The organism is Prevotella sp. 20925_1_30 (genome assembly GCF_041433025.1).
Lineage (GTDB): Bacteria > Bacteroidota > Bacteroidia > Bacteroidales > Bacteroidaceae > Prevotella > Prevotella vespertina.
The window spans coordinates 68,299-94,180 of record NZ_JAPWAR010000002.1; the positions used below are offsets into that span (position 1 = coordinate 68,299).

Consider the following 25,882-nt stretch of genomic DNA (forward strand, 5'->3'; position numbering starts at 1 on the left):
TCTGATCATAAGTTTGATGATTTAAATTATAATTCTCTGTCTTGTTGTGAAGAAAGCAACTTCTTTGTAGGGAAAGAGTTGCACTATCACAAGTTAATAAAACATATTTGAAAAGTAGGAACTATTTACTCCTCTATGAGCAGAAAAACTCAATTTAACTGGTAGTTGTGAGTAGGGTAGTGCTGCAGATTAAGGCAATCCCAAGGGTAAAGATAAATGTTGTTTTATTCATAATTCATTAGGTTTTTGTTTCTGTTTGCAAAATAAATATTTAATTGTGAGAGGTACAAAGGAATTAATTTGTATTTTTGCGGAAGAGTAGCTTAAGTGCTGCGATTAGTAATATATGAAGAAAGGGAACTCAAAATTGTAGGAAAGAACTTCGGAATCTTTTTTACAGATTGAGGGTGAAAAGTGGTGTTAATAATAGAAAACATTTGGCAGGACTTGTATCTGTATAGTATGTGTAGGCAGATAGAAGATGACAAAGCTAAGAATGAAAGATATGAATATAGACGATAAGACTATCAACTTAAGTACTGAGGAGGCTAAGACGTGCGGAAAGTCTGTCGAGACTGATACTGAAGACGAAGCAATAAAGGCAAAACTAAATGCTGTGTATCGGCTTAGACTATTATATAATAGTGGTGAAGAGCTGTGGAAACATATAGGAAAATCGGGCAGTGGAAATAATTCCTTTGGTCGTGTTGGTGGGAAAGATGCCTTTTTGCGTAAGGCTGTTTATCACGAGTTGGAGCGTGAGTGGAATGATGAAATGGGTATTTCTCTTGATAGATTGATAGACGCTTATGGGTTAGCGGAAAGACTGATGGAAAGGTATAAGCCTTTGAAGGAAGATGTAGAAGATAGGAATGTGAGGATAGATTGTTGTGAGAAAATTGTCAATGTTTGTATTTTTGATGATGAGATAACAGAACGTGAGGCAACAAAGAAGCGAGAACTTCTACTGCGATTGCAGGAAGAAGATACTTATTGCCTTGCGGTTTTGTTGTTGATGTTGCTTGGCATCTTGCCCTCGTCTTTTGATACTCGACAAGGGGATGCGAAGCAGATGAAGGGGAAATACGAGCTGGTTTATAACTTCTTTCTACGTGTATGTCATCGGAATATTCTTTTTGTACAAACGCCAAGGATGACACTCTTTCATAAGGTTTTAAAGGAAGCGGAAGAGAAACTGACGCGTATTCGGTTGGTAAAATTTACGGCTGACATACTTTGTAATCTATCAGTCCTTGCCAGCGCAGAGCAAGTTGCAGAAACTGGTCGGCGTGGTCAGTGGGACCAGTTATATCCTAATCTTGATGGTTATTGGCTGGGTGAGCAGCATAGTGAGTATAAACCAGACTACTGGCAAGTAGAAGAATTAGCAACAAGCTACCTGTTCTGTCATTATTTTCAGAAGGAAGGCGAGGTTGGTAAACTGCATCAGCAAGAGTTTACGGTAAGCTTCTATAGTAATGGTGAGGATTATGCCTGTGTGCAGCACCCCCGTTCAGTATTGCAATGGTTGAATAATGAAAAGCTGTCAAAGGATGATATCACTTATCCACACTTTGTTTTTTGGGGAGGAGAAAAACCAACGAAGATAGCTTTTGAGTCGTTTATGATGGATGTGTCGTGGTTTCGTCCGATGCAATTGACACGTGCAAAAGATGATTGGGTAGCTCCAACTGAAAAGGGAATGGAGGTAGTAAATGATTTTGCAGCCTATTCCTATACTTTCTATCAAGAATTGGAAGCTATAACACCAGATTTTATCTCTGTAAAAGATGAGAATGGGAAGTCATATAGAGTTTCTGTTTCTGAGCATGAAGAGTTAAGAAACTGTACGTTGAATGATGCTATTGGTATTATCACTTGGGCTGGTAAACATTATATAGCATTTGATCATTTGATGTTGTATCTTCCGATAGAGGAATAATAAATTTTATTGCTTTTTTACTTCTGGAAACCAGAGTAGTGGAAGATATGTTTAGGTATTTTAGGGTTTTCCCCTCGCTGAGTAGGGAAATATCTTTGCCGTCCTATAATATAGTTGTTACTTTTGCAAACATATAATAACAATGATATATGAAGAAGTTATTTATCCTCCCCATATCTGCAGCTATTCTGCTGAGTAGTTGCGGAACCTATGCTGGTTCTGGTGCAATGTCAGGTGGTTCGTTGGGTAGTATTTTGGGAAGTGCTATCGGTGGAATTGCTGGTGGCGGTCGAGGTTCAGATATAGGAACAATAGTTGGTATGGCTGGTGGAGCTGTTATTGGTGCGGCAATGGGTCAGAAGGCTGATCAGCGTGCTAAGGATGATGTTCACGATCATTATGAGAAGGTACAGCAGCGTAAAGCACGTGAGCAAAAAGAGCGTTCTACTTATGGAAATGATAATCAAACAGATGTTTATGCTGTTCCAAATCGCGTAGATAGTAGTGGGTTCAGTGCTTCTAATTCTGGTGATGATCGTCTTTATGATTTCGAAGGAAGTGATTATACTGGCAATTATAGTGCTGCTCAACCAAAGAGCAAGACCCCTTCAGAATCAAGCGTAGAGCAGTTGGCAGGTAACTATAAGTACGTTCCGAACATCGAGATAATCAATGCACGTTTTGTTGATGATAATCAGGATGGTGTTTTATCACGCAATGAAGTTGGTAAGATTATCTTTGAGGTGATGAATCATAGTGATAAGACGATCACGGATGTACAACCATCAGTATTAGAAACAAGTGGTAATCAGCATATTTATATTAGTCCATCAGTCCACATAGAGAGTATTGCGCCAGGTAAGGGCGTTCGTTATACAGCTATTGTGAAGGCTGATAAGCGTCTTAAGGCAGGTGTGGCAACCTTTGCTGTAACCGTCTTACAAGGGCAAAAGAGTATAAGTAAAGTAACAGAATTCAACATTAAGACAAGTAAATAGATCATACGACTGATTGAATATATATTGTGATATATGACTAACACCTGATAATTAGCTTTGATACGACAGATACTGGGATAGGCGATAACGTCTATCCCAGTTGTTGTTTAAGTCCTTGGGTTATGTTCTTCTTTCTGTAGTATTTCTATTGATTGGGAAGGCAGGGTAGACCTAATACACTGAGGCTGATTATTTATCTTAAAGGCTTATAGGGGGCGATGAACTGATAAGGAAGTAACAATAAGATGATTTCTTCTAGCAATGTGAATTAGAAGGGGATAGGCAATTAACATCTATATCCGTTATTTGCGGGGATATATCCCCCTTATTCATCTGCTTGACAGAATATTCTCCCTTATGCCTTAGAAAGTCTACGACTTACTCAAATAAGCCTGTTACACCATCTTTGATTCGTTTAAAGAAGTTCGTCCAGCTACTACTAGAACCATTCTTTGCATTCTGGTTTTGTGTGTTCTGCTTATTTTGTTGTGTATTTGCTTTCCTCTGCTGTATGCCCTGCTGCTGATTATTTGATGATTGTGTCGTGCGAGCGGTAGGATTCCCTCCCTTTGGCTTTGCTTCTTGTGCCGAAGAACGATTCGTTGAAGTTTGGACGTTCTTACGTGCTTCTGCATTCTGCGCTTTTTCGTTTTTCACCTGTTGTGTGATGTGTTTACGATCCATTCGCGTATCCACTTTGCGTTCAATCTCCTTTGGCTTATCTTCTTCTTGCTTTTCCCATTCTGGTATAAACTCGTAACATACACCTGCAGTTCCATATTCCACCTCAGGCATCTCGATACCCTTTGACTCTTTCATGAATGGGATCTCTGTGTCTTTTGGTACCACTTCTACTTTTACATAAGCAACTCCACTAGCCAAGGTGCCTAGTTCACGAGCAGCTGCATAGGATAAATCTACAATTCTACCACGCACGAAAGGACCGCGGTCAGTAACTCTTACAATTACAGACCTACCATTTCTTGGGTTTGTAACCTTTAATCTTGTTCCAAAAGGTAAGGTTCGGTGTGCACAAGTAAAGGCATTCTTATCATAGCGCTCACCATTACTCATCTTACGACCGTGTAGTCCGTTACTATAATAAGATGCTTTGCCATCTGGCAGCGAAGATTGTGCTGCCAATTTAATACTACTTAGTAGTGATAAAAAAACTACCAAGAGAAGTCTGAATGTATTCATAAATAATCAATTAATAAACCAGCCTCCTCTTAGTAGTTTGTATCCCCCTCTCATCTATAAAGATTGGAATAGAGGGGGAGGAATGACTGGTTTTATTTATACGACACCTTGTGCAAGCATAGCTTTCGCTACTTTCATAAAGCCTGCAATATTTGCGCCCTTAATATAGTCAATGTGACCATCAGCTTGCTTACCATACTTCACACACTGCTCATGGATAGAGCTCATGATGTAGTGGAGCTTCTGATCAACCTCTTCCGGACTCCAAGAGAGACGGAGAGAGTTCTGTGACATCTCGAGACCTGATGTAGCAACACCACCAGCATTAACAGCCTTGCCAGGAGCAAAGAGTTGTTTAGCCTCGGTGAATTTATCAGCAGCCTCAGCGGTACAGCCCATATTTGAAACCTCAGCAACACACAATGGCTTATAAGCTAAAATCTTATCAGCGTCTTCACCATTCAATTCGTTCTGTGTAGCACATGGCAAGTAGATATCAGCCTTCTGCTCCCATGGCTTACGCCCCTTGAAGAACTGTGCTCCAGGATACTTCTCTGCGTATGGTTCGCAAACATCGTTACCACTATTGCGAAGGTCTAACATGTATTCAATCTTATCACCGCTAATGCCGTCTGGATCGTAAATGTATCCATCAGGACCACTCAATGTGATGACTTTTGCACCGAGTTCTGTTGCCTTCTTAGCGGCACCCCAAGCCACATTACCAAATCCAGAGAGAGCAACGGTCTTACCCTTTATATCAAGTCCGTGTGTCTCCATCATCTGATGAACGAAGTAGAGAGCGCCATAACCAGTTGCTTCTGGACGGAGGATAGAGCCACCCCATTCTCTGCCCTTACCTGTGAGCATACCTTGGAATTGGTGGGTTAACTTACGATACTGCCCAAAGAGATAACCAATCTCACGTCCACCAACGCCTATATCACCTGCTGGTACATCCTCATCAGGTCCAATATGACGATATAACTCATTCATGAAAGATTGACAGAAGCGCATAATCTCAGCATCGCTCTTACCACGTGGAGAGAAATCAGAGCCACCCTTGCCACCACCCATAGGTAATGTTGTGAGTGCATTCTTAAATGTTTGCTCGAAACCGAGGAACTTTAAGATACTAAGATTTACTGATGCGTGGAAACGTAAACCTCCTTTATAAGGTCCAATAGCACCATTAAATTGAACACGATAACCGATGTTCACTTGCACCTTGCCCTGATCATCTACCCAAGGCACACGGAATGTGATGATACGTTCAGGCTCAACGATACGCTCGATGATGCTAGCACGCTCAAACTCTGGGTGCTGATTGTAGACATCTTGTACTGAGACAAGAACTTCACGAACTGCCTGTAAATACTCAGACTCACCTGGATGCTTCTGCTCCAGCGCTTGCATGATTTTTTCGACTTCCATAGTAAACTGACTTTATTTGTTTATGTTAGTTAGTGTCATTCGGTTAGAATGGTGCAGCAAATATATCCATATTCTATCAAATAACCAAATGAAAATCGAAAAACTTTTGTTCTCTCCTTTCTTTTTGATACCTCTGTTGCGAGGTCAAAGGCACGTTGAATGTGCAAAGTAATAAAAAATATATCATTTAAATAACCAAAAGATAGGGTGGATTGTGTTTATTTTGTATTTTTGTAGAAAATTAAGTTTCAAGTCGATGAAGGAGCAAGTACCAGTTCAATGGAGCAACTTTTACCTAAAAGATGTAAGCTTTGTCAATCTAATGATGCGTCGTATCTACAACGTTTTGATTGTTGCTAACCCCTACGATGCGTTTATGTTAGAGGATGATGGGCGTGTTGAAGAGAAGATCTATAATGAGTATATGGAGTTAGGATTGCGTTATCCACCAACATTTACGCAAGTTTCGACCATTGAAGAGGCTTCTCGAGTATTGAATACAGTAGATATTGACCTTGTAATATGTATGCCTGGCAATGCAGATAACGATGCTTTCGATGTGGCAAGAGCTGTGAAAGCAGAGTTTTCAGACATCCATTGCGTTGTTCTCACGCCTTTCTCTCATGGCATAACGAAGCGAATAGAACATGAAGATTTAAGTATCTTTGATTATGTGTTCTGTTGGTTAGGTAATACAAACCTAATTCTTTCCATCATTAAGTTAATGGAAGACAAGATGAACATAGAGCATGATATTCGTGAAGTCGGCGTTCAGATGATTTTACTTGTCGAAGATTCCATCCGTTTCTATTCGTCTATTCTACCTAACTTATATAGTTATATCCTTACACAAAGTCAAAACTTTGCTACCGAGGCGTTGACTCGGCACGATGCTTCCTTGCGTCAACGTGGTCGCCCGAAGGTTGTTCTTGCCCGCAATTATAAGGAAGCCTGGGATGTTTATCAGCGTTATAAGGATAATTGCTTAGGTGTTATTTCCGATATGCGATTCCCTCTTAGTGATGGAGAAGAGGGCATACAATCTACCACGGGACAACCAATTCATTCTGTCAAAGACCCTGAGGCTGGTTTAAAGTTGCTCCGTGCTATTCATCAAGAGGATGAGTATCTACCTTTAATCATAGAGAGTTCTGAGAGTGATAACCGTGAGAAAGCAGAGAATGAAGGCTTCCGTTTTGTTGATAAGAACTCTAAGAAGATGAGTGTTGACCTCCGTCATCTTCTTGAAGAGCACATGGGTTTTGGTGACTTCATCTTTCGTAATCCTGAAACACGTGCTGAGGTCATGCGCATTAGAAACCTAAAAGACTTACAAGACAATATCTTTAAGATACCAAAAGACTCCATGCTCTATCATATCTCACGCAATCATGTGAGTCGTTGGCTGTCTGCTCGTGCCATATTCCCCGTTTCCTCCTTCTTAAAAGACATCACTTGGCATAAGTTACAAGATGTTGATGCACACAGACAGATTATCTTTGATGCCATAGTAGCCTATCGTCGCATGAGAAATGAAGGTGTTGTCGCCCTTTTCGATAGGCATAAATTCGATCAATATGCCCACTTTGCACGTATTGGCGATGGCTCGTTAGGAGGCAAGGGGCGTGGTTTAGCCTTCTTGGATAATGTTATCAAGCGGCATCCAGACTTCAATCAATATTCAAATGCAAAGGTTCAAATCCCTAAGACTGTCGTTCTCTGTACGGATGTCTTCGATAGTTTCATGGAGAGAAACAACCTTTATCAAATTGCACTAAGCGATGCCACCGATGATGAAATACTCCATGCTTTCCTTGAGGCACAGCTCCCTGATGAGTTTATAGGCGACTTCTTTGCCTTCTTCGAAGCTACTCGTTCGCCTATTGCCGTTCGGTCCAGTTCCCTGCTAGAAGATAGCCATTACCAGCCATTTGCAGGTATTTATTCCACTTATATGATACCTTATCTAGAGGATAAATACGAAATGTTACGTATGTTGGCATGCGCTATTAAGGCGGTATATGCCTCTGTTTATTATCGAGACTCTAAAGCCTATATGACCGCAACAAGTAATGTTATCGACCAAGAGAAGATGGCAGTTATTTTGCAGCAAGTGGTCGGTAAGAAATATGATAATCGATTCTATCCTAATCTTTCAGGCGTTCTTCGTTCCTTAAATTATTATCCAATAGGGGAGGAGAAAACCGAAGAAGGAATCGTGTCTTTGGCACTAGGATTAGGTAAATATATCGTTGATGGCGGTCAAACTCTACGTGTTTGTCCGTATCATCCACAGCATGTGTTACAACTAAGTGAACTGAAGTTAGCCCTCCGAGAGACCCAAACTCAATTCTATGCACTCGATATGCAGCATGTGGGGGAAGACTTTAAAGTGGATGATGGATTTAATATCCTCAAACTCAATCTCAAGGATGCTGAGGCTGACGGAAGCCTCCTTTACATTGCTTCTACTTATTCTGTTGATGACGAAACAATCTATGATGGACTTTATGAAGGTCGAAAGATTATATCCTGCTGTGGCGTTCTTCAACAGGGAGTTTTCCCATTACCAGAATTACTACAGATGGCTATGCGCTATGGTGCTGACGCTATGCGACGTCCTGTGGAGATAGAGTTTGCTGTCAATCTAAATGCTGATAAGACAGGAGAATTGTATCTTCTTCAGATTAGACCGATTGTTGATTCAAAGCAACGACTAGATGAGAACCTCTCTTCTATACCTGATGAACAGTGTCTCTTACGCAGTAATAATTCCCTTGGACATGGTATATCGGATGATGTGATGGATGTAGTTTATGTCAAAACAGATAGCTCTTTCACAGCAAAAGATAATCCTATCATTGCAACAGAAATAGAAAGAATCAACCAAAAGTTCCTTGATCAGCACCTTAACTACATCCTTATCGGTCCCGGCCGATGGGGTTCTAGTGATCCATGGTTGGGTATTCCTGTCAAATGGTCACACATTTCTGCAGCTCGAATCATCGTTGAAGAGGGATTAGAACATTATCGTGTTGACCCGAGCCAAGGCACTCATTTCTTCCAAAACCTTACTTCCTTTGGTGTAGGTTATTTCACTATCAATCCTTATAAGGCTGATGGTTTCTATCAACGGAGCGTTCTTGATGCTCTTCCTGCTGTTGAGGAAACGCAATGGGTACGCCATGTTCGTTTCCAAAAACCGCTTAAGATAATGATGGATGGTAAACGACAAGAGGGTGTGGTGATGCTTCCTGAAACCCCACCCAGCCTCCCCTAAGGGGAGGAGTGCCTAACGGAAGCTAGATAGATAATGCTCTTCTCCATTTAAAGAGGGCGTTTCCTTGTATTAAGGAGAGCCTCTCTTCAACCTCAAGAGAGGCTTCCTTTGTTGTGAAGAGAGCGTCTCTTTAATATCACATGTTAGTTAGTTCTATTTGAACAGGTATATAATTATAGGGACAGATGAGGTTATCTGTCCCTTCTTTGTGGCATTATTTCAACAAGAATTAATCGTCTTTACCTTATATAAATCTTACCTTCTTCTTTCTTCTTAGCGGCTTTTTCCTTGTCTTCTTCGTATTTCTTGATAATCTCTTTGAGGTATTTTTTAGACTTAGTGGTGATACATAGCACTCCACCCAAGCGTGGTGCAAACAGCTTCGTGACGCTTGGAGTCTTGATGACGGTGACACTTTGGATGTCATCTTTAGCTATATTGTCCATGTTACTGACCTCTACTCCATCCACTAGAATGACTGGTATGTTGAGAGAATCTTGCTTCTCCGCCTTCTGCGCACTGATGTTTAGACTGAAGAGAAGGGCTGCGATAAAGATAAAAGATTGTTTCATGCTCTGTTATAGTTTGCTGTTAATAATATTGCAAATATACTCTTTTTCTCGAAATATACCTCTTTTCTATCGGAAAATGTTTGCTATATGCTTGTAATTGATCGTTTTATGTAATCTTGAAGTACGACTTCAAAATTACATAAAATATACTGATAAGACAAGAGAAAAGGGTGTTTTTAAAGCGAAATCTATGTAATTTTGAAGTTGAACTCCAAATTTACATAGATTTTAAAAGGCTTTCTTTATCTGTAATCGGGCTTTTTTACTAATCCTCTGAACGGATAATAGGGGTGTAAAAGAAGATTGCGAAAGGTTATTCAAAGTAGAATGTGAGGGCTATCATCTTAGTTCGTGACTCGTTGACAGCGTTGGTGTACATGAGCATGTGCTTGTCTCTAAGGTTCTTGGAATGGTTTTTATCAAGGCTGTTAGTGAGACTATACATGAATTTTAGCTCTGGTCTTAACTTAAAGTAAGGTAGATAAAAATCACAGCCGAGACCTACCTCGAGGAAGAAATCACTCTTTTTAAGTTTCAGATAGTCGTTGTCTTTACCCGAGAGATTCATCATTGGGTTAAGACCTAACATGACATAAGGGCGATGGTTATTGAATCTTGGAGCCGCAGCGATGAGGTCGAAGGCACAAGAAACGTATGCGGTCTTCAACTCCTGCACCTGTTCTGTAGGCTCGCCGAGGCTGTTTAAGTCTGTAAGATTGCGGAAGGTAAGGTGCCGAGTACCGAAGTACATGGCAGGAGCAATGCGTAGTTGGAGGGTTTGGTTGAGGCGTAGTTCACCCAAGACACCGACAGTGAAGCCTGCATCCCATCGGTCTTGATCAGCGGAGACAGTCTTTTCCACAGGTCCAGCACCATCCTCTAAGTCGATCATTTGAGGTCCAACATTATTCAATTCAATATCTTGCAAGTGTGTACCAACAAGTACACCGAAGTGGAAATTACGCAAGTCTGTATAGGGACGGTTCTGTACTTTCCGTTCCTGGGCACCGCTTGCTAGGACAATGACAAGCAGAGTTAATGATAATATAATTCTCTTCATCTTGTCTTCTTAAACGTGTTTTACCTCCTTTTTATTGTCTGTGTACCTACTTACTTGTAGGTATTCTGTGTTCTAATACTTTGTTGGTAAAATATTACAATGCAATCTTTATCGCTTGAGACATTGGTTGAGAGAGATGGAAGAGGGCAATGTGAGAGATTGTTTGGATGTGATGTAAGATGTTAGTATGCTGTGTTTTATGTTAGATATAATAAGCTGTAATAGGTGTAATTGTTCTATGAAAAGGCTTGTTGAAAAGCCCCCTTTTTCTATTTTTATGCCGTCTAAATATTTGTAATTTATCTCATAATCTTTAGGTATTAACGATTTTCTTGTTACCTTTGCACCATCAGAAGTAGGTATAGAAGCCTATTTATAGTACAAAAACATTATTAACATTAAAGACATTATATTATGGCTTACGTAATTGGCAACGATTGTATCGCATGTGGTACATGTATTGATGAGTGTCCAGTAGAGGCTATCTCTGAGGGCGATATCTATAAGATTGACGCAGACGCATGCACTGAGTGTGGTACTTGTGCATCAGTTTGTCCTAACGAGGCAATTAGTCTTCCAGAGTAAGGACACGACTGTTACTGATTAAATTCATAAGGCGAACCTTTCGAGGCTCGCCTTTTTTGTTGTATTGATGATGGCTCCTCTCATAAGAGAGGAGCGATTCGAAAGGTGTTTGTTTTATCTTCCATGCATGATACCAGAATCATTATCAGAGTTGGAAATACGTTTATTGATGCTTGATTTGCCTTTTCCATAATTCAAATTGAATGTGAAGTTAAGCAGAAGTATTCGTCTAAAACTCTTTGAGAAAGCCAGTTGACGATTAGGAGCGAGGCGTGACAAGTTATCCGTCTCATTTGAGTATTGTTTAGAGAAAGGTAATACCATGATAAGATTTAACGCCCATTTGTCTTTGTTATAACCTACTGATATGGAGTGATTCGCTTCTCCTTTGGTAAGAGTTTCACCCCATAATTCATTGTATCTGGTCTGTACTTCGGCTGTGAATACCCATTGTTTGTACATTACAAGTAGATTTCCATTCAGTCCCCAGTTCGAGAGTGTATGTGCGTAAGTATGCCCGTTACTGATGTACCGATTGAAGAATGGAGTAAGTTGTAACGAGAACCAATCACCAAAGGGATGCAATCTTATGTCCATTTGGGTATGTAGTCTGTGGAAGTTCTTTTGGTTATCTATTGCCCTAACAAACTTTCCGTTGTCAATATAAGTCTCTTCCATGATAGGGTGAGAATCGTAACTATACCTTCCGAATAACGATAAATCGCACCATTTTGTGCCCCAGTTTAAGGTCAACTCATTCGATACGAAGGTTACAGACTTTAGGTTAGGATTACCCTTCCTAAGCTGATATACATCGATATCCTGTGACACATTGCTCATGTCGGAGAGTGAAGGAGCATAAGCCGAAACGTATCCTTGATATTTTAAAGTTACGTTACTACAAGGTTGATAAGCGAGGGAGAGCTTTGGACGAAGGATGAATTTCGATAACTTCTTATCGTGCTGATAGTTGTAAATACGCATCCCTCCCAAACCGAGGGTATAGGTTAGCTTGCCCAGTTTTGACATCCATTCAGTGTAAGCGTAGGTCTCCGCTGTATTCATATTTACCTGACTTTGGATGTTTCCATCATACGTGTTATTAGTGTACATCTGCGTATGCTTCAACCCAAATGACAGTTTGCTATCCTTGAACATGCGCTCATAAATGCCCTCACCTATTATGGAGTACTTGTTACCATCAGTAATGGAAGCAATCGTCTGAGTAGGTTGTGTGGTTGATGATAAGGTGTATGTACGCTGGCTATGGCTATTGATGTAAGTGCCAATTAGGTCGAAGTACAAGTGCTGGTTATGGGCAAGCTCAGTTTGAAAATACAAATCTAACGAGGGTGTGTTATCGTGTCCATGCCTAAAGTCGGTGATGTGGTAGGCATCAGTACCACGATAAAGCGTACTGATTCTATCCTCCATTGAGTTAGATTCTTTATTGTAGTAATCACGGAAGATAGCACTAATACTGCTTTTCTTAAACGAATAGTTGTACCACAGAGAGAAGCTCATATTATCAAACTTAACCTTTGTTGGCTCACCAATCTCTCTATTCTCTATGGTCTGATGAGGGTAGTGGTACTCCTCGTAGTTCTCTCTTTTCCACTTCAAATCACGCCTGTTCCAATAGAAAGAAGACTTTATCTCGGATCTACCTTTGTGATAGTTGGCAGACAAAAGGTTCTCTCCATAGCCTAACATCGATAGTCCATCGGTGAGGTCACCATTGATAGTTCCACCCTCATTCTTATACTTCACAATGAAGTCGAGGACGGCTGCTGCACCATTAAAACGTAGTCCGGGCATATCGTGGTATTCTACCTTTACAATGTCTTGAGGGCGTAGGGCTTTAACCTCTTCTATCTTTGCTGTGACACCATTAATGCGTAATTGAACTGCATCTCCAGTCGTCGTCTTGATGGTATTATCGATGGTGTTGACCCGAATACCAGCTAATTGCATGTTCTGTATGAGCATAACTCCGTTAGTAGAAGCCTTTAGCTGAAGTTTTGAAGGGGTAATAATACGCCGGTCAATCTTCTGTATTTCACGCTTCCCAATCACTTCTACGCCCTTTAACTCTTGTGTGGAAGGAGTCAGTTGAATCTTTCCAAGGTCGGTATTCCTTTGTGTGTTCTCCAGAGATACACGATAATCAGCATATCCCATATAGGTTATGATGAGTTCTTTGTGCCCATCGCTCTCCTCCATGGTAAAGTTAAATGAACCCTCATTGTTGGTTACTGTCTGTGTAATTGACGTTGTTTCATTGACCAACTTGACTACGGCACCAATGATAGGGGATGTTGTTTCGTCAGTAACTTGCCCTGTTATGACAACTTTTGCATGTAAGTTAACGTAAAAACTTAGTGCTGCAATGAACAGAATAAACCTTTTCATTTTAATTATATCTTATAGGTTATTAGATGAATCGTGACTCTGATTAGATTCTAGTTAAGGGCATGCTAGTCTTTTGCTACTATTCTTTGAGAGTCGTAGATGGGGGCAAAGGTAAAAAAAACTATGGTATTACAAAGGATTTTCTCATATTTTTTTACATGATTATTGATGTTTTTGTTGTTGCTTGGTATTCAATGGGTTGCACTATCCAAGAGGTGAATTCGATACAATCTAACCCCCTGTTACGCTCATACTCATACTTACGTAAACAAAAAAAGAGTTACAGAACAATCTGTAACTCCCATCTTTGTAGCGGGGGTGGGACCCGAACCCACGACCTCCGGATTATGAATCCGACGCTCTAACCAGCTGAGCTATCCCGCCATCCATGCGCTTTATTTCTTTAAAGCGGTGCAAAGGTATAGAAAAAAAATGATACTCACAAATGTTATTCGACTTTTTTATCATGATTATAAGGTTTTTGTTCGATAGCTGATAAGGGTTAAGAGAATAGCAGATAGAAGTTAATCGGAGTGGAGAAAATATGTGGGAATGATGATTCACCCTATTTGAATACTACGAGAGAAGTGTAGACAGGGGAAGAGGTTGTATCATCTTTATATTTGAAGTAAGCCCCTTCTCCATTTGAAGAAACGCCTAGTTTGATGTGAAAAGGGCGTTTCCCTCTTGTAAGGAGAGCCTCTTTTAAATTGCTGTTAGTAACTGATAGCAATGTAGATGAGTTGCATACCCATTTTTAGTTGGCGTTATTAAGACTTCGAGAAAAGAATAAAAATACTAAAAAAGACCTTTACTATGATATTTTTATGTACTTTTGCAAGTAAAATGAATGCGTGTAGACATTCTTAAGAACATCTCATGTTTCGTATTAAAAAGTTAGATATCTTCATTGCCAAGCAGTTTGGTATGCTCTTCGCAGGAACATTCTTTATCAGTTTGTTCGTGCTGATGATGCAGTTCTTGTGGCGTTATGTGGATGATTTGATTGGTAAGGGATTGTCAATGGAGGTGCTCGGACAATTCTTCTGGTATATGAGCTTGATGATGGTTCCACAGGCACTTCCACTTGCAATCCTCCTTTCTTCGCTGATAGCATATGGTAACCTTGGTGAGAGTTCAGAGCTTACTGCGATCAAATCGGCTGGTATTTCGTTGATTCAATCATTCCGTGGACTGATTGTTATAAGCGTTATCATTGCTGGAGCCTCATTCTATTTCCAGAACAATGTGGCTCCTATGGCACAAAAGAATATGGCTCAACTGCTTATTTCTATGCGACATAAAAGTCCAGAATTAGAGATTCCTGAGGGTGTTTTCTATGGTGGTATTCCACAAACAAACCTATATGTTGAGCGGAAAGATATGAAGAGTGGACACCTATATAATATAATGGTGTACCGCATGACAGATAGTTATGAGGATCAAGCAATCATCCTTGCTGACTCTGGAATGTTGCAGTCTACGGCTGAAAAGAAGCACCTCGTCTTGAACTTATGGAGTGGGGAATGGTTTGAGAACATGCGTTCGCAAGAGATGGGGAATAGTGCAAGTGTTCCTTACCGAAGGGAGACTTTCGCTCATAAACATATTGTATTGGACTTTAACGGAGACTTTAATCTGACGGATGTAGCGGGTATCTCGAGTGATGCACGTACAAAGAGTCTGGAAAAGATAAGCCATGACAAGGACTCGTTAGTGCATGTTTATGATAGTGTAGGACAGGCTTATTACAAAGATGCACAATCGCTTTATTACCCTGCTCCTAAGCTATCTTCTGCAGAAAAGAAGCAGGCTATTAAGATGGCAGATAACAAGAAGTTCGATATTGACTCATTGTTTAAGAAGCTCCCTGCAGACCAACGACGTATGGTCGTAGATCAGGCTTTGTCGACTGTTCAACAGGAGGTGAGTGACCTCGACTTCAAGGGTATGATCACCAGTGATGGTGATAAGATGATACGTCAACACGATATTGAATTTATCAATAAGTTCACACTTTCGCTTATTTGTATCGTCTTCTTCTTCATCGGCGCACCATTGGGAGCCATCATCCGAAAGGGTGGCTTGGGTATACCTATTATAGTGAGTGTGTTGGTATTCATTGTTTATTACATCCTTGATAACACGGGTTACCGTATGTCTCGACAGGGTGATTGGGCTATATGGTTTGGTCGTGGACTATCCATGGCAGTGTTAGTTCCGATGGCGGCATTCTTTACTTATAAGGCAAATAATGATTCGGCAGTATTCAATGCTGACGCTTATAGGAATGTTTTGAGGCGTATGCTTGGTTTGCGTATCAAGCGTAGTATCGCAAGCAAAGAGGTTATTATTCATGATCCAGACTACTTAAATATAGCGGAACGATTGAAGGTCATGAATGGTAAGATTGCTGATTACGCTCAATCAAGAAATCTGAAAGCACTGCCAAATGTGGTTAAAGTGTTCTTCCGTTACCATGCCGATCATAACATCGAGAATATAAATGTAGAATTGGAGAGCATTATTGAAGAATTAGGAAACACTCGAAACAGAGTTATTCTATCCTCTTTAAATAAGTATCCAATCCTTGCTGTAAAAGCACATACACGTCCGTTTGATCGTAGATGGATGAATATAGCCTCGGTATTTATCCTTCCAGTGGGTATATTCCTATATATAAGAATGTGGCGTTTTAGGCTCCGTCTTTATCGTGATTTGCGTACAATCACAGCTTGTAACAACGAGGTTATAGCAGAGATTGAAGCGCATGGTGGAGGGAGATTGAGATTAGAAAACAATAATAATCAGTAACAAGATATGGAAGAGTTTAAGCTTGATAGCATCGAAGATGCACTAAAAGATTTCCGTGAAGGAAAGTTTGTTATAGTCGTAGATGATGAAGATCGTGAGAATGAAGGTGATCTTATCATGGCGGCGGAGATGATAACACCAGAGAAAGTAAACTTTATGTTGAAGAATGCTCGTGGTGTCTTATGTGTGCCAGTAACTCTTTCTAGGGCTGATGAGTTGGACTTGCCACATCAAGTATCTGATAATACATCTATGTTAGGAACGCCTTTCACGGTGACAGTGGACAAGTTGGAAGGCTGTTCAACGGGCGTTTCTGCACATGATCGTGCTGCAACGATTAAGGCATTGGCAGACCCTAATTCAACTCCTCAAACCTTTGGTCGTCCAGGTCATATAAACCCTCTTTATGCTCAAGACAATGGTGTCTTACGCCGTTCTGGACATACAGAAGCTGCTGTAGATCTCTGTAAACTCGCAGGTTGTTTCCCTGCTGGTGTGTTGATGGAGATCATGAATGAAGATGGAACCATGGCTCGGATGCCTGATCTCCAGAAGCGTGCTAAGGAGTGGGGGATGAAGATTATCAGTATAAAAGATATCATTGCTTACCGATTGAAGAAGGAGTCTAGTATTGAGGTAGGCGATGAAGTGGAACTACCAACACAATATGGTTCGTTTCGATTGATACCTTTCCGTCAGGCTAATGGACTGGAAAACATGGCACTGATAAAGGGTTCTTGGAAGGATGATGAGCCTATCCTTGTTCGTGTTCATTCGTCATGTGCGACAGGAGATATTCTTGGCAGTAAGCGTTGTGATTGTGGGGAACAACTCCATAAAGCGATGGAAATGATAGAGAAAGAGGGTAAAGGCGTTATTATCTATATGCAACAAGAAGGGCGTGGTATCGGTCTGATGAATAAGATAGCAGCGTATAAATTGCAGGATGAAGGACTTGATACGGTTGAGGCGAATATACATCTTGGCTTCCGACCAGATGAGCGTGATTATGGTTGTGGGGCTCAGATGCTACGCCACCTCGGGGTTCATAAGATGCGATTGATGACGAATAACCCCACAAAGCGTGTCGGTTTAGAGGCTTACGGACTTGAGATTGAAGAGAACGTGCCCATCGAGATAGCTCCTAATAAGTTCGATTATCGTTATTTAAAGACAAAGCGTGATCGTATGGGGCATGACTTGCACCTATAAACCTTTATAATCGCTAAGAAATAAAAAAGCTTCGGAAGCCTATAGCTTTCGAAGCTTTTTGTTTGTCTGAGATTGTTCGTGGTGTTAACGAAGTAAGATACCGAATGAGAGAGTTTTGAACTTTGGTCCATATCCGTTACGCATTAAGTCGCATGGACTATACTTCACATAGAAGTCAGGACCGCCATTAATGTTGACAGAACACATAAAGTCAATGGTCACAGGCTTCACGCGAACACCACTGTTTTCGTCTTCTATCTTATGTTCATTGAGGTTATAACGAGTCTTCAAACTGCTATATGTGTTGAGATTTATAACTGGTCCAAGAGTGAAACCAAAGTATTTCCCATCATACTCATAGGTAAGTGGGAAGTTAACACTAAAGACCTTAATGCGTGAGAACTTAGGACTACTATTTGTGGGATAGCTGGTAAGTGACACTGCGTTGTTATCTTTTACAAATCGTTGGTTGCCCGTAATGCGATAGTTGCGCCAGTCAACACCTACTCCTACAGAAAATTTATGATTGCTACGCCATGGCTTATATACCCAGTCAGCAATAATCCACCATATCTCCCATGACTTGAAAGGTTGTATATCTGCAGCATGAGGAATCCCAGGCGCACTGTTGAAACCGAAAGCTAATCGAGTAGCAAACTCTAGTGTGCGGCTGCTATCCTTAGGCTTGTTAAACCCCGCAATAGAGAAATCCCATGATTTCTCATTGATTGACGAAGTGCTCACGTAGTTGCTATCCACCAATTGAATGGTGTTCACGTATCGGTAATTGGGATTATCCTTACTCCCCAGCACCTCGATATGTTGTAGAGAATCGTTTGTGATAATCTTTACCTGTCGTGGTTCCTCTACCGTTAGTGTGTCATTGATACTTATGGATGCGAGAGCAGATGAGCTGTAAGTTAGCAACATGCTAAGTAAGATAGTTTTCATAAGCTTTGATTTTATTGTATTAATTTTTTAAGTTCTGTTATACTTGAAACCTTTCCTTCCATATAAACTAATGTGATGGTAAGTGTGCGCCCTCTTTGTTGTGTTAAATAACAGAGGTATTTGTGTAACGCTCCTTGCGTAGGTAAGGCGAGGATGAGTGTGAAGGTTCCCTTCTTCATAGTTTGTTCTGCTCCAATAGCATTCTTATGGTCTCGTTCAACCAGTTCGAACACTGTTGCACGTTGCTGTTCAGAAGCTTTGAAGCGAATGCTATGATAGTAATCAAGTTTATACTTACTGATAGCTCTTCCTTTTGCTCTCACATCAATTAAATCACCATGAGGCACTATCTTCCCTTGAAAGAGAGGAGTAACATTCAAACCTTGCTGTGCATGAATGCAAAGTGAGGTAAACATCAGCAGTAATATCAAGCATAATCGTTGTTTCATAACGTTTACTTTATTAGTTTCTATTATTGATGAAAGATGTCGTGCAACTGATCATCTACGTTGGTAGCATCTTCTTGTTGCAAGTCCTGTAGTGTCCCACTAATCTCCTTTGTTACCTGTTGTGGATCAGTGATGTGTTTGCCGTAGATGTATGCTTCGCAATAATCTTGCCGTTGAGCATGCCATACCATACTTCCAACTGCCAATAAAATGATTATTAAAGCAGCTATACCTATCAGTTTCCTATGAAGGAGGATAAACGTTGCTTGTTTCTTCTGATGCACTTCCTTCTGTTTGGATTCCATGAGTGTACTTATCGAACAAAACATTTCTTTCAGAGGAAGTAGCTCTGCTGTCACTTTCTCGTATCTAAAATAATCGTAGAGTCGTCTTTCCTCGTCAAGTGAAGTCTCCCCTTCCATAAAGCGACTTACCAGTTGTTTTATATCTTCGTATTTGTTCATTCCCATTCAGTTTTTAGAAATTGATTCTTAATAGCATGGCGAGCGCGGCTTAGAGCCTTCCTTACTGCAGTCTCCTTACTGCCCGTGAGTTTGGCAATATCGTTAATCTCCATTCCCTCCATGTGCCGCAGTCGCATGATAGTTTGCTGCATTGTAGGTAATGTGTCAATGAGAGCAATTACCTTTTCGTATCGTTCGTCGGCTTTTTCCTCCTCATTAGGAATGGTTTCATTCACTTCAGTTGTGTAGTGATGTCGGCGAAGAATGTCAATGCAATGGTTCTTCAACAGTACCGAAGCGAGAGGAGACATCGGGAGATGTAGCGTGTCAATTAGTTGCCAAAGCTTCAGTAGTACGTCTTGCACAGCATCTTCTGCCTCATCATTGTCCTTTAGATAGTTACAGGCAATGGCGAGCATCTGTGGTCGTACCAGCTTCACCTCTTCTTTGTACTCGTTGATGGTCATGACTTCTTTTCGTCTTTGCTTATAATACGTAATAAGTAGGTTTTTGTGACATCAAAGGTTCAATTTTTTTCTCATTCTTACAAGTAAAGCATAAAGAAATTATTTGAGCTATATATATAATAAGGTGTGTTTCCTCTTTACGTCTATCTTTTCAGTATGGCTTTCAACTTGTGTCTAGCTTTCAAGTAGACTTACAAAAAGACAGTCTGCTTATTCTGCTAATATAACAAAAAGTTGTCTAGTTAAATTGGAAGAGTTCATCAGAAAGTTAATGTGTCATATTATACAGGTGTGTATAAAGAGTTCTACAAGTTTGTATAACAAATTATACAAACGTGTATAATAATTGTCCCCAAGTATCTGATGATAATTATCAAAACGATAGTGAAAACGATAATTATATGAAATAAAGATGGAAAAATTACGTTATAAGAACAATAATGCGTAATTTTGTATTCGATATTCATTAGGCAAGATTATATATATGGCACAGTTATCAGACCGACTTAATAGGTTAGCTCCTTCTGCTACATTGGCGATGTCACAACGAAGTGGTGAGATGAAGGCACAGGGTATTAACGTTATTAATATGAGCGTTGGTGAACCCGATTTTATGACTCCAGATCATGTGAAAGAGGCTGGTAAGAAAGCTATAGATGATAATTTTTCAAAGTATTCACTTGTTCCTGGTTATCTCTCTTTGCGTAAGGCGATAGCAAATAAGCTCAAACGTGAAAATAACCTCAGCTATTCTGCATCTGAAGTAATTGTTGGTACGGGTGGAAAACAAGGCGTTTGTAATACAATCTTAGCTCTTGTTAATCCTGGTGATGAAGTTATTATTCCTGCTCCTTATTGGGTAAGTTATCCACAGATGGTAAAGTTGGCGGGTGGAGAACCTGTCATTGTTTCTGCAGGGATAGAGCAAGATTTCAAGGTAACAGCTGATCAGTTGAAAGCTGCTATTACATCGAAAACGAAACTCATCATACTCTGTTCCCCAAGTAACCCCACAGGTAGTGTTTATACGAAGGAAGAGTTGGAGGCTTTGGCAAAGATAGTTTTAGAACATAATGACCTCTTTGTTCTCTCGGATGAGATATATGAACACATTAATTATATAGGTTGTCATGCAAGTATTGCCGCCTGTGAAGGGATGAAGGAACGCACGATTATTTGTAATGGTGTTAGCAAAGCGTATGCCATGACGGGCTGGAGACTCGGGTGGGTAGCTGCTCCAGAGTGGATAATCAAAGGCTTGAATAAATTGCAAGGTCAGTATACTTCTGGTACAAGTAGTGTTAGTCAGATAGCTGCTCTAGCAGCTTATGAAGGTGATCAAGGATGTGTCGAAGATTTCCGCAAGGCTTTTCAGCGTCGTCGTGATTTAATAGTTTCTCTGGCGAAGGAGGTTCTAGGATTGGAGGTAAACGTTCCTGAAGGGGCTTTCTATTTATTTCCTAAGTGCTCAAGTTACTTTGGTAAGACTGACGGAAAGCATGTAATTAATAATTCAACGGATTTTGCTTTGTATCTTCTCGAAGAAGGTCATGTAGCGACAGTCGCAGGTGATGCATTTGGTTCGCCTGATTATTTTCGTATGAGTTATGCGACCAGTGACGACAATATCATTGAAGCTCTTTCACGCATAAAGGAGGTCTTGTTGAAACTGAAATAGTAATTGATTAAATCGTAAGAAAGCAAGGTTAGAAACTATATAACTATAATTGTTAAATGTTATTAATCGTAGTTTTAGTTCCTCATTAATTGTTATCTTTGCGGAAATAAGATGATGCTGTGACACGTATCTAATGGCATTGTCTCACACAAACAATTAAAAATCAGAAAGATATTAACAATTTAATTCATTAATAACTAAAAATTAAAATTTCATCAAATTATGGCAACTACACAACAAAAAGCAGCCCCAAAGAAGAAATCTGAGGGCTTCACAGGAGTTAGAGGTGCATTCTGGGTTATCGTCGTTTGCGCTATCGTTGCATTCACATTGTTCTACACATGGTTCAATAACCCAATGCACTTCCAAGATGGAGCAGCACGTGAAAACCCAGCAGACGTTTGGGGTACTATCTTTAAGGGTGGTGTCGTCGTTCCTGTAATCCACACTCTCTTACTCTCAGTACTTGCTATGTCTATTGAGCGTTGGATGGCTTTGAAGACAGCATTTGGTAAGGGTTCTCTTCCAAAGTTCGTAGCAAACATTAAGGCTGCTCTTAATGCTAATGATCTTGCAAAGGCTAATCAGCTTTGCGATCAGCAGAAGGGTTCTGTTGCAAACGTCGTTAAGGCATCTTTGAATGCTTATAAGGACATGGAAACAGGTGCTAATGCTAATCTTAAGAAGGCACAGAAGGTTGCAAAGATTCAGCAGGCTCATGAGGAGGCAACTCAGCTTGAGATGCCAGTTCTTACAATGAACCTCCCTATCCTCGCAACGATGGTTACACTTGGTACTCTTACTGGTCTTCTCGGTACTGTAACTGGTATGATCAAGTCTTTCTCTGCTTTGTCTGCAGGTGGTGGCGCTGACTCTGCTGCTCTTTCTGCTGGTATTTCTGAGGCGTTGATCAATACAGCATTCGGTATTGGTACATCATGGTGTGCAGTAGTTTCTTACAACTTCTTCTCTAATAAGGTTGATAAGTTGACTTATGCCCTCGACGAGGTTGGTTATTCTATCGCTCAGACATACGAAGCAAACCACACAGACGAGGCTTAATTTTTGCTAACCCTTTAAATATTTATCACTATGGGTAAAGTAAAAATTAAGAAGAGCGACGTTTGGATCGATATGACGCCTATGTCAGACGTTATGACCCTGTTGCTTACCTTCTTCATGTTGACTTCTACATTCGTTAAGAATGAGCCAGTGAAGGTAAATACTCCAGGATCTGTATCTGAGATGAAGGTGCCAGAGAACGGCGTCCTAACTATTCTCGTTAGTCCTCAAAAAGGACCTAATGGAACACCAACTGGCGAAGGCCAAGTGTTTATGAGCTACGATAATACAAATGAGCTTGGTCAGATTATAGACCAAATGGCACCAGATTTGACTCCTAAGATGAAGAAAACATTCATGGCAGAGTCTACATTTGGTACTCCACTTGATAAGTTGGCTGCATATCTTTCTAAGCCTGCAGCTGAGCGTAGCAAAGAGCTCCCGAAGATGGGAATCCCTCTCGATAGTATCCAGGGACAGGAGATGACAGAATTTCAGCAGTGGGTTAACGCAGCCCGCCAGGTGAATCCCAAAGTTAGACTTGCTATCAAGTCTGATGGAAACTCTCCTTATGGAACGGTTAAGAAGGTAATGAGCGAACTCCAAGATATGGATGAGAGCCATTACTACATGATCACACAGTTGGACGCTAAAAAGGCTGCTCAGGCAGCTGGTAAGTAAAAGGAGGTCTAAGACATGGATATGATGGAAACAGGAAAAAGCGGAGGCGGTAAGCAGAAGAAGATGACTGTACGCGTAGACTTTACGCCTATGGTGGATATGCTTATGTTGCTTATAACCTTCTTCATGCTTTGTACCTCACTTAGCAAGCCTTCAACTATGGAGTTGACTATGCCAAGTAATGATAAGATTCAGGATGATACCAAGAAGAATGAGGCCAAAGAGTCACACTCTATTACGATTTACATTGCCGATGGGGACAAGATTTTCTATGGTAATGGTAAACCAGAGTATGATAACGCAAATTGGCTGCATGCTGCTGATTGGAGCAATACTTCTAAGGGTATCCGATACGTTCTCCAGCATAAGCAAGTAGGTGATCCTTCAACAGGTGAGGCTATTTCACTCCCATATCAAGATATGGAGATTGCTGTGAAAGAATTGGATCGTAAGAAAGCTGCGAACCCAGCTGCTTATCCAGATAGTGTTTATCAGTCTGAGATTGCTCAAATAAAGGGTGGTATGATTAATGGCAAGAAGGTATCTACAATGACTGTTATTATCAAACCAACTGATAAAGCTTCTTATCGTCATTTGGTTGACATCCTCGATGAAATGCAGATTTCATACATTGGAACTTACGTCATTGACAAGCTGACAGACCAAGACAAGGCTCTCTTAGCCAAGAAGGGTATTAAGGCTTAATCACTGATTCGTAAACAATTAAAGAAAGAAGAACAATGGCAAAAATAGATCTATACGATCCTAAATGGGTCGAGATGGTGTTCGCTGAAAAGAATAAGGAATACGGTGCATATAAGCTTCGTAAGTCTGTTTCACAGCGTAATATCAAAGCATTAGCTATTCTGCTTATTGCTGCATTCCTCGGTGGTGGTTACTTAGCATACCAGATCAAGAAGCACAATGATGACTTAGAAGCTCAACGTGCATATGCAGCTAAGATGGAATTAGCTGCTCTTGAGGCAGCAAAGAAGGAGCAAGCTGAACGTAAGAAACAGCAGAAACAGCCAGAGCCAAAGAAAATTGAACCTGAAAAGGTAGTTCCTGAGACTCGTGCTACTGTTAAGTTTACAGCCCCTGTCATCAAGGATGATAAGGATGTAAAGGAAGAGATGCCACCTATGGTCAAGATGAATAAGGAGACCAAAGCTGTCGGTGTTGAGACGAAGGAAGGTACGGATAACCGTACTGAAACTGCAGCTCGTACAACCGTAGCTACTCCTGAGCAGATTGTGCCAAAGATTGAGAAACCTGTTGTTGAGGCTCCAAAACCAGAGCCAAAAGAAGAGGTTGAAAACAAGATCTTTACTGTGGCAGAGCAGATGCCTTCATTTAAGGGTAATGTTAATGCATGGTTGAGCTCTCACCTTCAGTACCCTGCAGTTGCTGCAGAGAATGGTATTCAAGGTCGTGTTATCGTTAAGTTCGTTGTAGGACGTGATGGTGGTGTTAGTCAAGCTCAGGTTGTTCGTGGCGTTGACCCATCACTCGATCGTGAAGCTCTTCGTGTTGTAAACAGCATGCCGAAGTGGAATCCAGGTATGAATAACGGCCAAGCTGCAAACGTTTGGTTCACTCTACCTATTACGTTCAAATTGCAGTAAAAGCAAATTATATGAAAAGATCCAAATTCTACATCATAGTAGGATTGATGCTTAGTCTTAGTTTTCTTCTGTCCTCTTGTGGACAGAAGAGAGCTAAAGACGGCAGAACTGATACACCGACGTCAGGGACGATTAAGTTCGCCTCTGACGAAAGTTTTAGTCCTATTATTGAGGAGCTGTTGCAGACGTATCAGTTCCGTTACCCACAAACCCACTTATTGCCTATATATACAGACGATAATACAGGTATGAAACTGATCCTCGATCAGAAGGTTAATCTCTTCTTTACCTCACATGCTTTGACAAAAGGAGAAGATGCTATATTACGAGGGAAAGGTCCTATTCCAGAAGTTTTTCCAATAGGATATGATGGAATTGCTTTCATTGTTAATCGTGCAAATAATGATTCATGTATGACGGTTAATGATGTGAAGAAGATTCTCAGCGGACAGATTGCAAATTGGAAGCAGTTGAATCCTAAGAATAATCAAGGTAATATTGAAGTTGTTTTTGACAATAAGGCTTCAGCTACTTTACATTATGTAGTCGACTCCATTTTAGGTGGAAAAAATATCAAGAGTGCGAACATTGTTGCAGCAAGCAATAGTAAGTCTGTTGTTGATTATGTTCATAAGACTCCCAATGCTATAGGTGTTATTGGTTCGAATTGGTTAAATGATCATCGAGACTCAACCAACACCACATTTAATAAGAATATAATTGTGGTTGGACTCTCAAAGGCGACCATAGCACAGCCAGGCAATAGTTGGCAACCCTATCAGGCTTATCTTTTAGATGGTAGATATCCGTTTGTTCGAACAATTTATGCTATTGTGGCTGATCCTCATAAGGCCTTGCCTTGGGCATTTGCAAACTTTGTGACTAATCCTATTGGTCAAAAGATTATTTTTAAAGCAGGTTTGCTTCCTTACCGTGGTCAGATAAACATCAGAGAAGTCGAAGTTAAGACTCAATAAATGGCTAAATTTTGATAGG

General features: G+C 40.5%; 21 protein-coding genes and 1 tRNA gene. 12 read left to right on the forward strand and 10 right to left on the reverse strand.

Features of this window, described 5'->3' with window-relative positions; translation table 11 throughout:
* Positions 1-481: 481 nt before the first annotated feature.
* Both O3603_RS01340 and O3603_RS01345 read left to right on the forward strand, forming a co-directional pair.
* Positions 482-1,942, forward strand: coding sequence for a hypothetical protein (locus tag O3603_RS01340; RefSeq protein WP_371519791.1), 1,461 nt, complete (start codon positions 482-484; stop codon positions 1,940-1,942).
* A gap of 149 nt (positions 1,943-2,091) precedes the next feature.
* The gene (locus O3603_RS01345) at positions 2,092-2,940 is read left to right on the forward strand and encodes a hypothetical protein (RefSeq protein WP_371519793.1); all 849 of its coding nucleotides are present in this window, start codon (positions 2,092-2,094) and stop codon (positions 2,938-2,940) included.
* A gap of 378 nt (positions 2,941-3,318) precedes the next feature.
* Here O3603_RS01345 and O3603_RS01350 read toward each other — a convergent pair whose 3' ends face one another.
* Positions 3,319-4,140 (reverse strand): septal ring lytic transglycosylase RlpA family protein, encoded by an 822-nt coding sequence (locus tag O3603_RS01350; protein ID WP_371519796.1) that lies wholly within the window; start codon positions 4,138-4,140, stop codon positions 3,319-3,321.
* A 96-nt stretch (positions 4,141-4,236) separates the two neighbouring features.
* A complete protein-coding gene (gene gdhA / locus O3603_RS01355) occupies positions 4,237-5,574 on the reverse strand; it encodes an NADP-specific glutamate dehydrogenase (RefSeq protein ID WP_273539420.1) in 1,338 nt (445 codons plus the stop codon).
* A gap of 256 nt (positions 5,575-5,830) precedes the next feature.
* Between gdhA and O3603_RS01360 the strand changes: the two genes are divergently transcribed.
* Positions 5,831-8,854 carry a PEP/pyruvate-binding domain-containing protein gene (locus O3603_RS01360; RefSeq protein ID WP_371519799.1) on the forward strand — a complete coding sequence of 1,008 codons (3,024 nt, stop codon included), beginning with the start codon at positions 5,831-5,833 and terminating at the stop codon, positions 8,852-8,854.
* 239 nt (positions 8,855-9,093) lie between these two features.
* Here O3603_RS01360 and O3603_RS01365 read toward each other — a convergent pair whose 3' ends face one another.
* Together O3603_RS01365 and O3603_RS01370 are read right to left on the reverse strand one after the other, a co-directional pair.
* Positions 9,094-9,426, reverse strand: coding sequence for a hypothetical protein (locus O3603_RS01365; protein WP_273539424.1), 333 nt, complete (start codon positions 9,424-9,426; stop codon positions 9,094-9,096).
* 313 nt (positions 9,427-9,739) lie between these two features.
* The gene (locus O3603_RS01370; RefSeq protein WP_371519802.1) at positions 9,740-10,486 is read right to left on the reverse strand and encodes a porin family protein; all 747 of its coding nucleotides are present in this window, start codon (positions 10,484-10,486) and stop codon (positions 9,740-9,742) included.
* A gap of 414 nt (positions 10,487-10,900) precedes the next feature.
* Between O3603_RS01370 and O3603_RS01375 the strand changes: the two genes are divergently transcribed.
* Positions 10,901-11,071: a DUF362 domain-containing protein gene (locus tag O3603_RS01375; RefSeq protein WP_004383733.1), complete on the forward strand. Its 171-nt coding sequence runs from the start codon at positions 10,901-10,903 to the stop codon at positions 11,069-11,071.
* A gap of 114 nt (positions 11,072-11,185) precedes the next feature.
* On the opposite strand, the gene O3603_RS01380 is transcribed toward O3603_RS01375, so the two are convergent.
* Both O3603_RS01380 and O3603_RS01385 read right to left on the reverse strand, forming a co-directional pair.
* Complete coding sequence (locus tag O3603_RS01380; RefSeq protein ID WP_371519805.1) at positions 11,186-13,483, reverse strand: carboxypeptidase regulatory-like domain-containing protein; 2,298 nt, start codon at positions 13,481-13,483, stop codon at positions 11,186-11,188.
* A gap of 310 nt (positions 13,484-13,793) precedes the next feature.
* Positions 13,794-13,867: transfer RNA gene (locus O3603_RS01385), tRNA-Met, on the reverse strand.
* A gap of 495 nt (positions 13,868-14,362) precedes the next feature.
* Between O3603_RS01385 and O3603_RS01390 the strand changes: the two genes are divergently transcribed.
* Together O3603_RS01390 and O3603_RS01395 are read left to right on the forward strand one after the other, a co-directional pair.
* Positions 14,363-16,297: an LptF/LptG family permease gene (locus tag O3603_RS01390; protein ID WP_371519807.1), complete on the forward strand. Its 1,935-nt coding sequence runs from the start codon at positions 14,363-14,365 to the stop codon at positions 16,295-16,297.
* Between the two features lie 6 nt (positions 16,298-16,303).
* Positions 16,304-17,509, forward strand: a complete 1,206-nt coding sequence (locus O3603_RS01395; RefSeq protein WP_371519808.1) for a bifunctional 3,4-dihydroxy-2-butanone-4-phosphate synthase/GTP cyclohydrolase II — start codon at positions 16,304-16,306, stop codon at positions 17,507-17,509.
* A gap of 84 nt (positions 17,510-17,593) precedes the next feature.
* On the opposite strand, the gene O3603_RS01400 is transcribed toward O3603_RS01395, so the two are convergent.
* The 4 genes from O3603_RS01400 to O3603_RS01415 are packed head-to-tail and all read right to left on the reverse strand — an operon-like array spanning position 17,594 to position 19,840.
* A complete protein-coding gene (locus O3603_RS01400; protein WP_371519811.1) occupies positions 17,594-18,460 on the reverse strand; it encodes a hypothetical protein in 867 nt (288 codons plus the stop codon).
* 11 nt (positions 18,461-18,471) lie between these two features.
* A complete protein-coding gene (locus O3603_RS01405) occupies positions 18,472-18,909 on the reverse strand; it encodes a DUF6108 family protein (RefSeq protein ID WP_024985774.1) in 438 nt (145 codons plus the stop codon).
* A 23-nt stretch (positions 18,910-18,932) separates the two neighbouring features.
* Positions 18,933-19,373, reverse strand: a complete 441-nt coding sequence (locus tag O3603_RS01410; protein WP_371519813.1) for a hypothetical protein — start codon at positions 19,371-19,373, stop codon at positions 18,933-18,935.
* Positions 19,370-19,840: an RNA polymerase sigma factor gene (locus O3603_RS01415; RefSeq protein WP_371519816.1), complete on the reverse strand. Its 471-nt coding sequence runs from the start codon at positions 19,838-19,840 to the stop codon at positions 19,370-19,372. The genes O3603_RS01410 and O3603_RS01415 overlap by 4 nt, the downstream gene beginning before the upstream one ends.
* Before the next feature lie 484 nt (positions 19,841-20,324).
* On the opposite strand from O3603_RS01415, the gene O3603_RS01420 reads away from it, so the two are divergent.
* From O3603_RS01420 to O3603_RS01445, 6 genes are all read left to right on the forward strand, one after another.
* Positions 20,325-21,518: a pyridoxal phosphate-dependent aminotransferase gene (locus O3603_RS01420; RefSeq protein WP_371519819.1), complete on the forward strand. Its 1,194-nt coding sequence runs from the start codon at positions 20,325-20,327 to the stop codon at positions 21,516-21,518.
* A 222-nt stretch (positions 21,519-21,740) separates the two neighbouring features.
* Positions 21,741-22,580 (forward strand): MotA/TolQ/ExbB proton channel family protein, encoded by an 840-nt coding sequence (locus tag O3603_RS01425; protein WP_288953906.1) that lies wholly within the window; start codon positions 21,741-21,743, stop codon positions 22,578-22,580.
* A 30-nt stretch (positions 22,581-22,610) separates the two neighbouring features.
* Positions 22,611-23,261, forward strand: coding sequence for a biopolymer transporter ExbD (locus O3603_RS01430; RefSeq protein ID WP_009435212.1), 651 nt, complete (start codon positions 22,611-22,613; stop codon positions 23,259-23,261).
* 15 nt (positions 23,262-23,276) lie between these two features.
* Positions 23,277-23,966 carry a biopolymer transporter ExbD gene (locus O3603_RS01435; protein WP_009435188.1) on the forward strand — a complete coding sequence of 230 codons (690 nt, stop codon included), beginning with the start codon at positions 23,277-23,279 and terminating at the stop codon, positions 23,964-23,966.
* 35 nt (positions 23,967-24,001) lie between these two features.
* Entirely contained in the window at positions 24,002-24,886 is an 885-nt protein-coding gene (locus O3603_RS01440) for an energy transducer TonB (RefSeq protein ID WP_009435204.1), read from the forward strand.
* Positions 24,887-24,897: 11 nt separating this feature from the next.
* Complete coding sequence (locus O3603_RS01445; RefSeq protein ID WP_371519822.1) at positions 24,898-25,863, forward strand: PstS family phosphate ABC transporter substrate-binding protein; 966 nt, start codon at positions 24,898-24,900, stop codon at positions 25,861-25,863.
* The last annotated feature ends 19 nt before the right edge of the window (positions 25,864-25,882 follow it).

Coding starts and splice junctions, on each gene's coding strand:
- O3603_RS01340 (WP_371519791.1), top strand. CDS start 482: ATGACAAAGCTAAGAATGAAAGATATGAATATAGACGATAAGACTATC.
- O3603_RS01345 (WP_371519793.1), top strand. CDS start 2,092: ATGAAGAAGTTATTTATCCTCCCCATATCTGCAGCTATTCTGCTGAGT.
- O3603_RS01350 (WP_371519796.1), bottom strand. CDS start 4,140: ATGAATACATTCAGACTTCTCTTGGTAGTTTTTTTATCACTACTAAGT.
- gdhA (WP_273539420.1), bottom strand. CDS start 5,574: ATGGAAGTCGAAAAAATCATGCAAGCGCTGGAGCAGAAGCATCCAGGT.
- O3603_RS01360 (WP_371519799.1), top strand. CDS start 5,831: ATGAAGGAGCAAGTACCAGTTCAATGGAGCAACTTTTACCTAAAAGAT.
- O3603_RS01365 (WP_273539424.1), bottom strand. CDS start 9,426: ATGAAACAATCTTTTATCTTTATCGCAGCCCTTCTCTTCAGTCTAAAC.
- O3603_RS01370 (WP_371519802.1), bottom strand. CDS start 10,486: ATGAAGAGAATTATATTATCATTAACTCTGCTTGTCATTGTCCTAGCA.
- O3603_RS01375 (WP_004383733.1), top strand. CDS start 10,901: ATGGCTTACGTAATTGGCAACGATTGTATCGCATGTGGTACATGTATT.
- O3603_RS01380 (WP_371519805.1), bottom strand. CDS start 13,483: ATGAAAAGGTTTATTCTGTTCATTGCAGCACTAAGTTTTTACGTTAAC.
- O3603_RS01390 (WP_371519807.1), top strand. CDS start 14,363: ATGTTTCGTATTAAAAAGTTAGATATCTTCATTGCCAAGCAGTTTGGT.
- O3603_RS01395 (WP_371519808.1), top strand. CDS start 16,304: ATGGAAGAGTTTAAGCTTGATAGCATCGAAGATGCACTAAAAGATTTC.
- O3603_RS01400 (WP_371519811.1), bottom strand. CDS start 18,460: ATGAAAACTATCTTACTTAGCATGTTGCTAACTTACAGCTCATCTGCT.
- O3603_RS01405 (WP_024985774.1), bottom strand. CDS start 18,909: ATGAAACAACGATTATGCTTGATATTACTGCTGATGTTTACCTCACTT.
- O3603_RS01410 (WP_371519813.1), bottom strand. CDS start 19,373: ATGAACAAATACGAAGATATAAAACAACTGGTAAGTCGCTTTATGGAA.
- O3603_RS01415 (WP_371519816.1), bottom strand. CDS start 19,840: ATGACCATCAACGAGTACAAAGAAGAGGTGAAGCTGGTACGACCACAG.
- O3603_RS01420 (WP_371519819.1), top strand. CDS start 20,325: ATGGCACAGTTATCAGACCGACTTAATAGGTTAGCTCCTTCTGCTACA.
- O3603_RS01425 (WP_288953906.1), top strand. CDS start 21,741: ATGGCAACTACACAACAAAAAGCAGCCCCAAAGAAGAAATCTGAGGGC.
- O3603_RS01430 (WP_009435212.1), top strand. CDS start 22,611: ATGGGTAAAGTAAAAATTAAGAAGAGCGACGTTTGGATCGATATGACG.
- O3603_RS01435 (WP_009435188.1), top strand. CDS start 23,277: ATGGATATGATGGAAACAGGAAAAAGCGGAGGCGGTAAGCAGAAGAAG.
- O3603_RS01440 (WP_009435204.1), top strand. CDS start 24,002: ATGGCAAAAATAGATCTATACGATCCTAAATGGGTCGAGATGGTGTTC.
- O3603_RS01445 (WP_371519822.1), top strand. CDS start 24,898: ATGAAAAGATCCAAATTCTACATCATAGTAGGATTGATGCTTAGTCTT.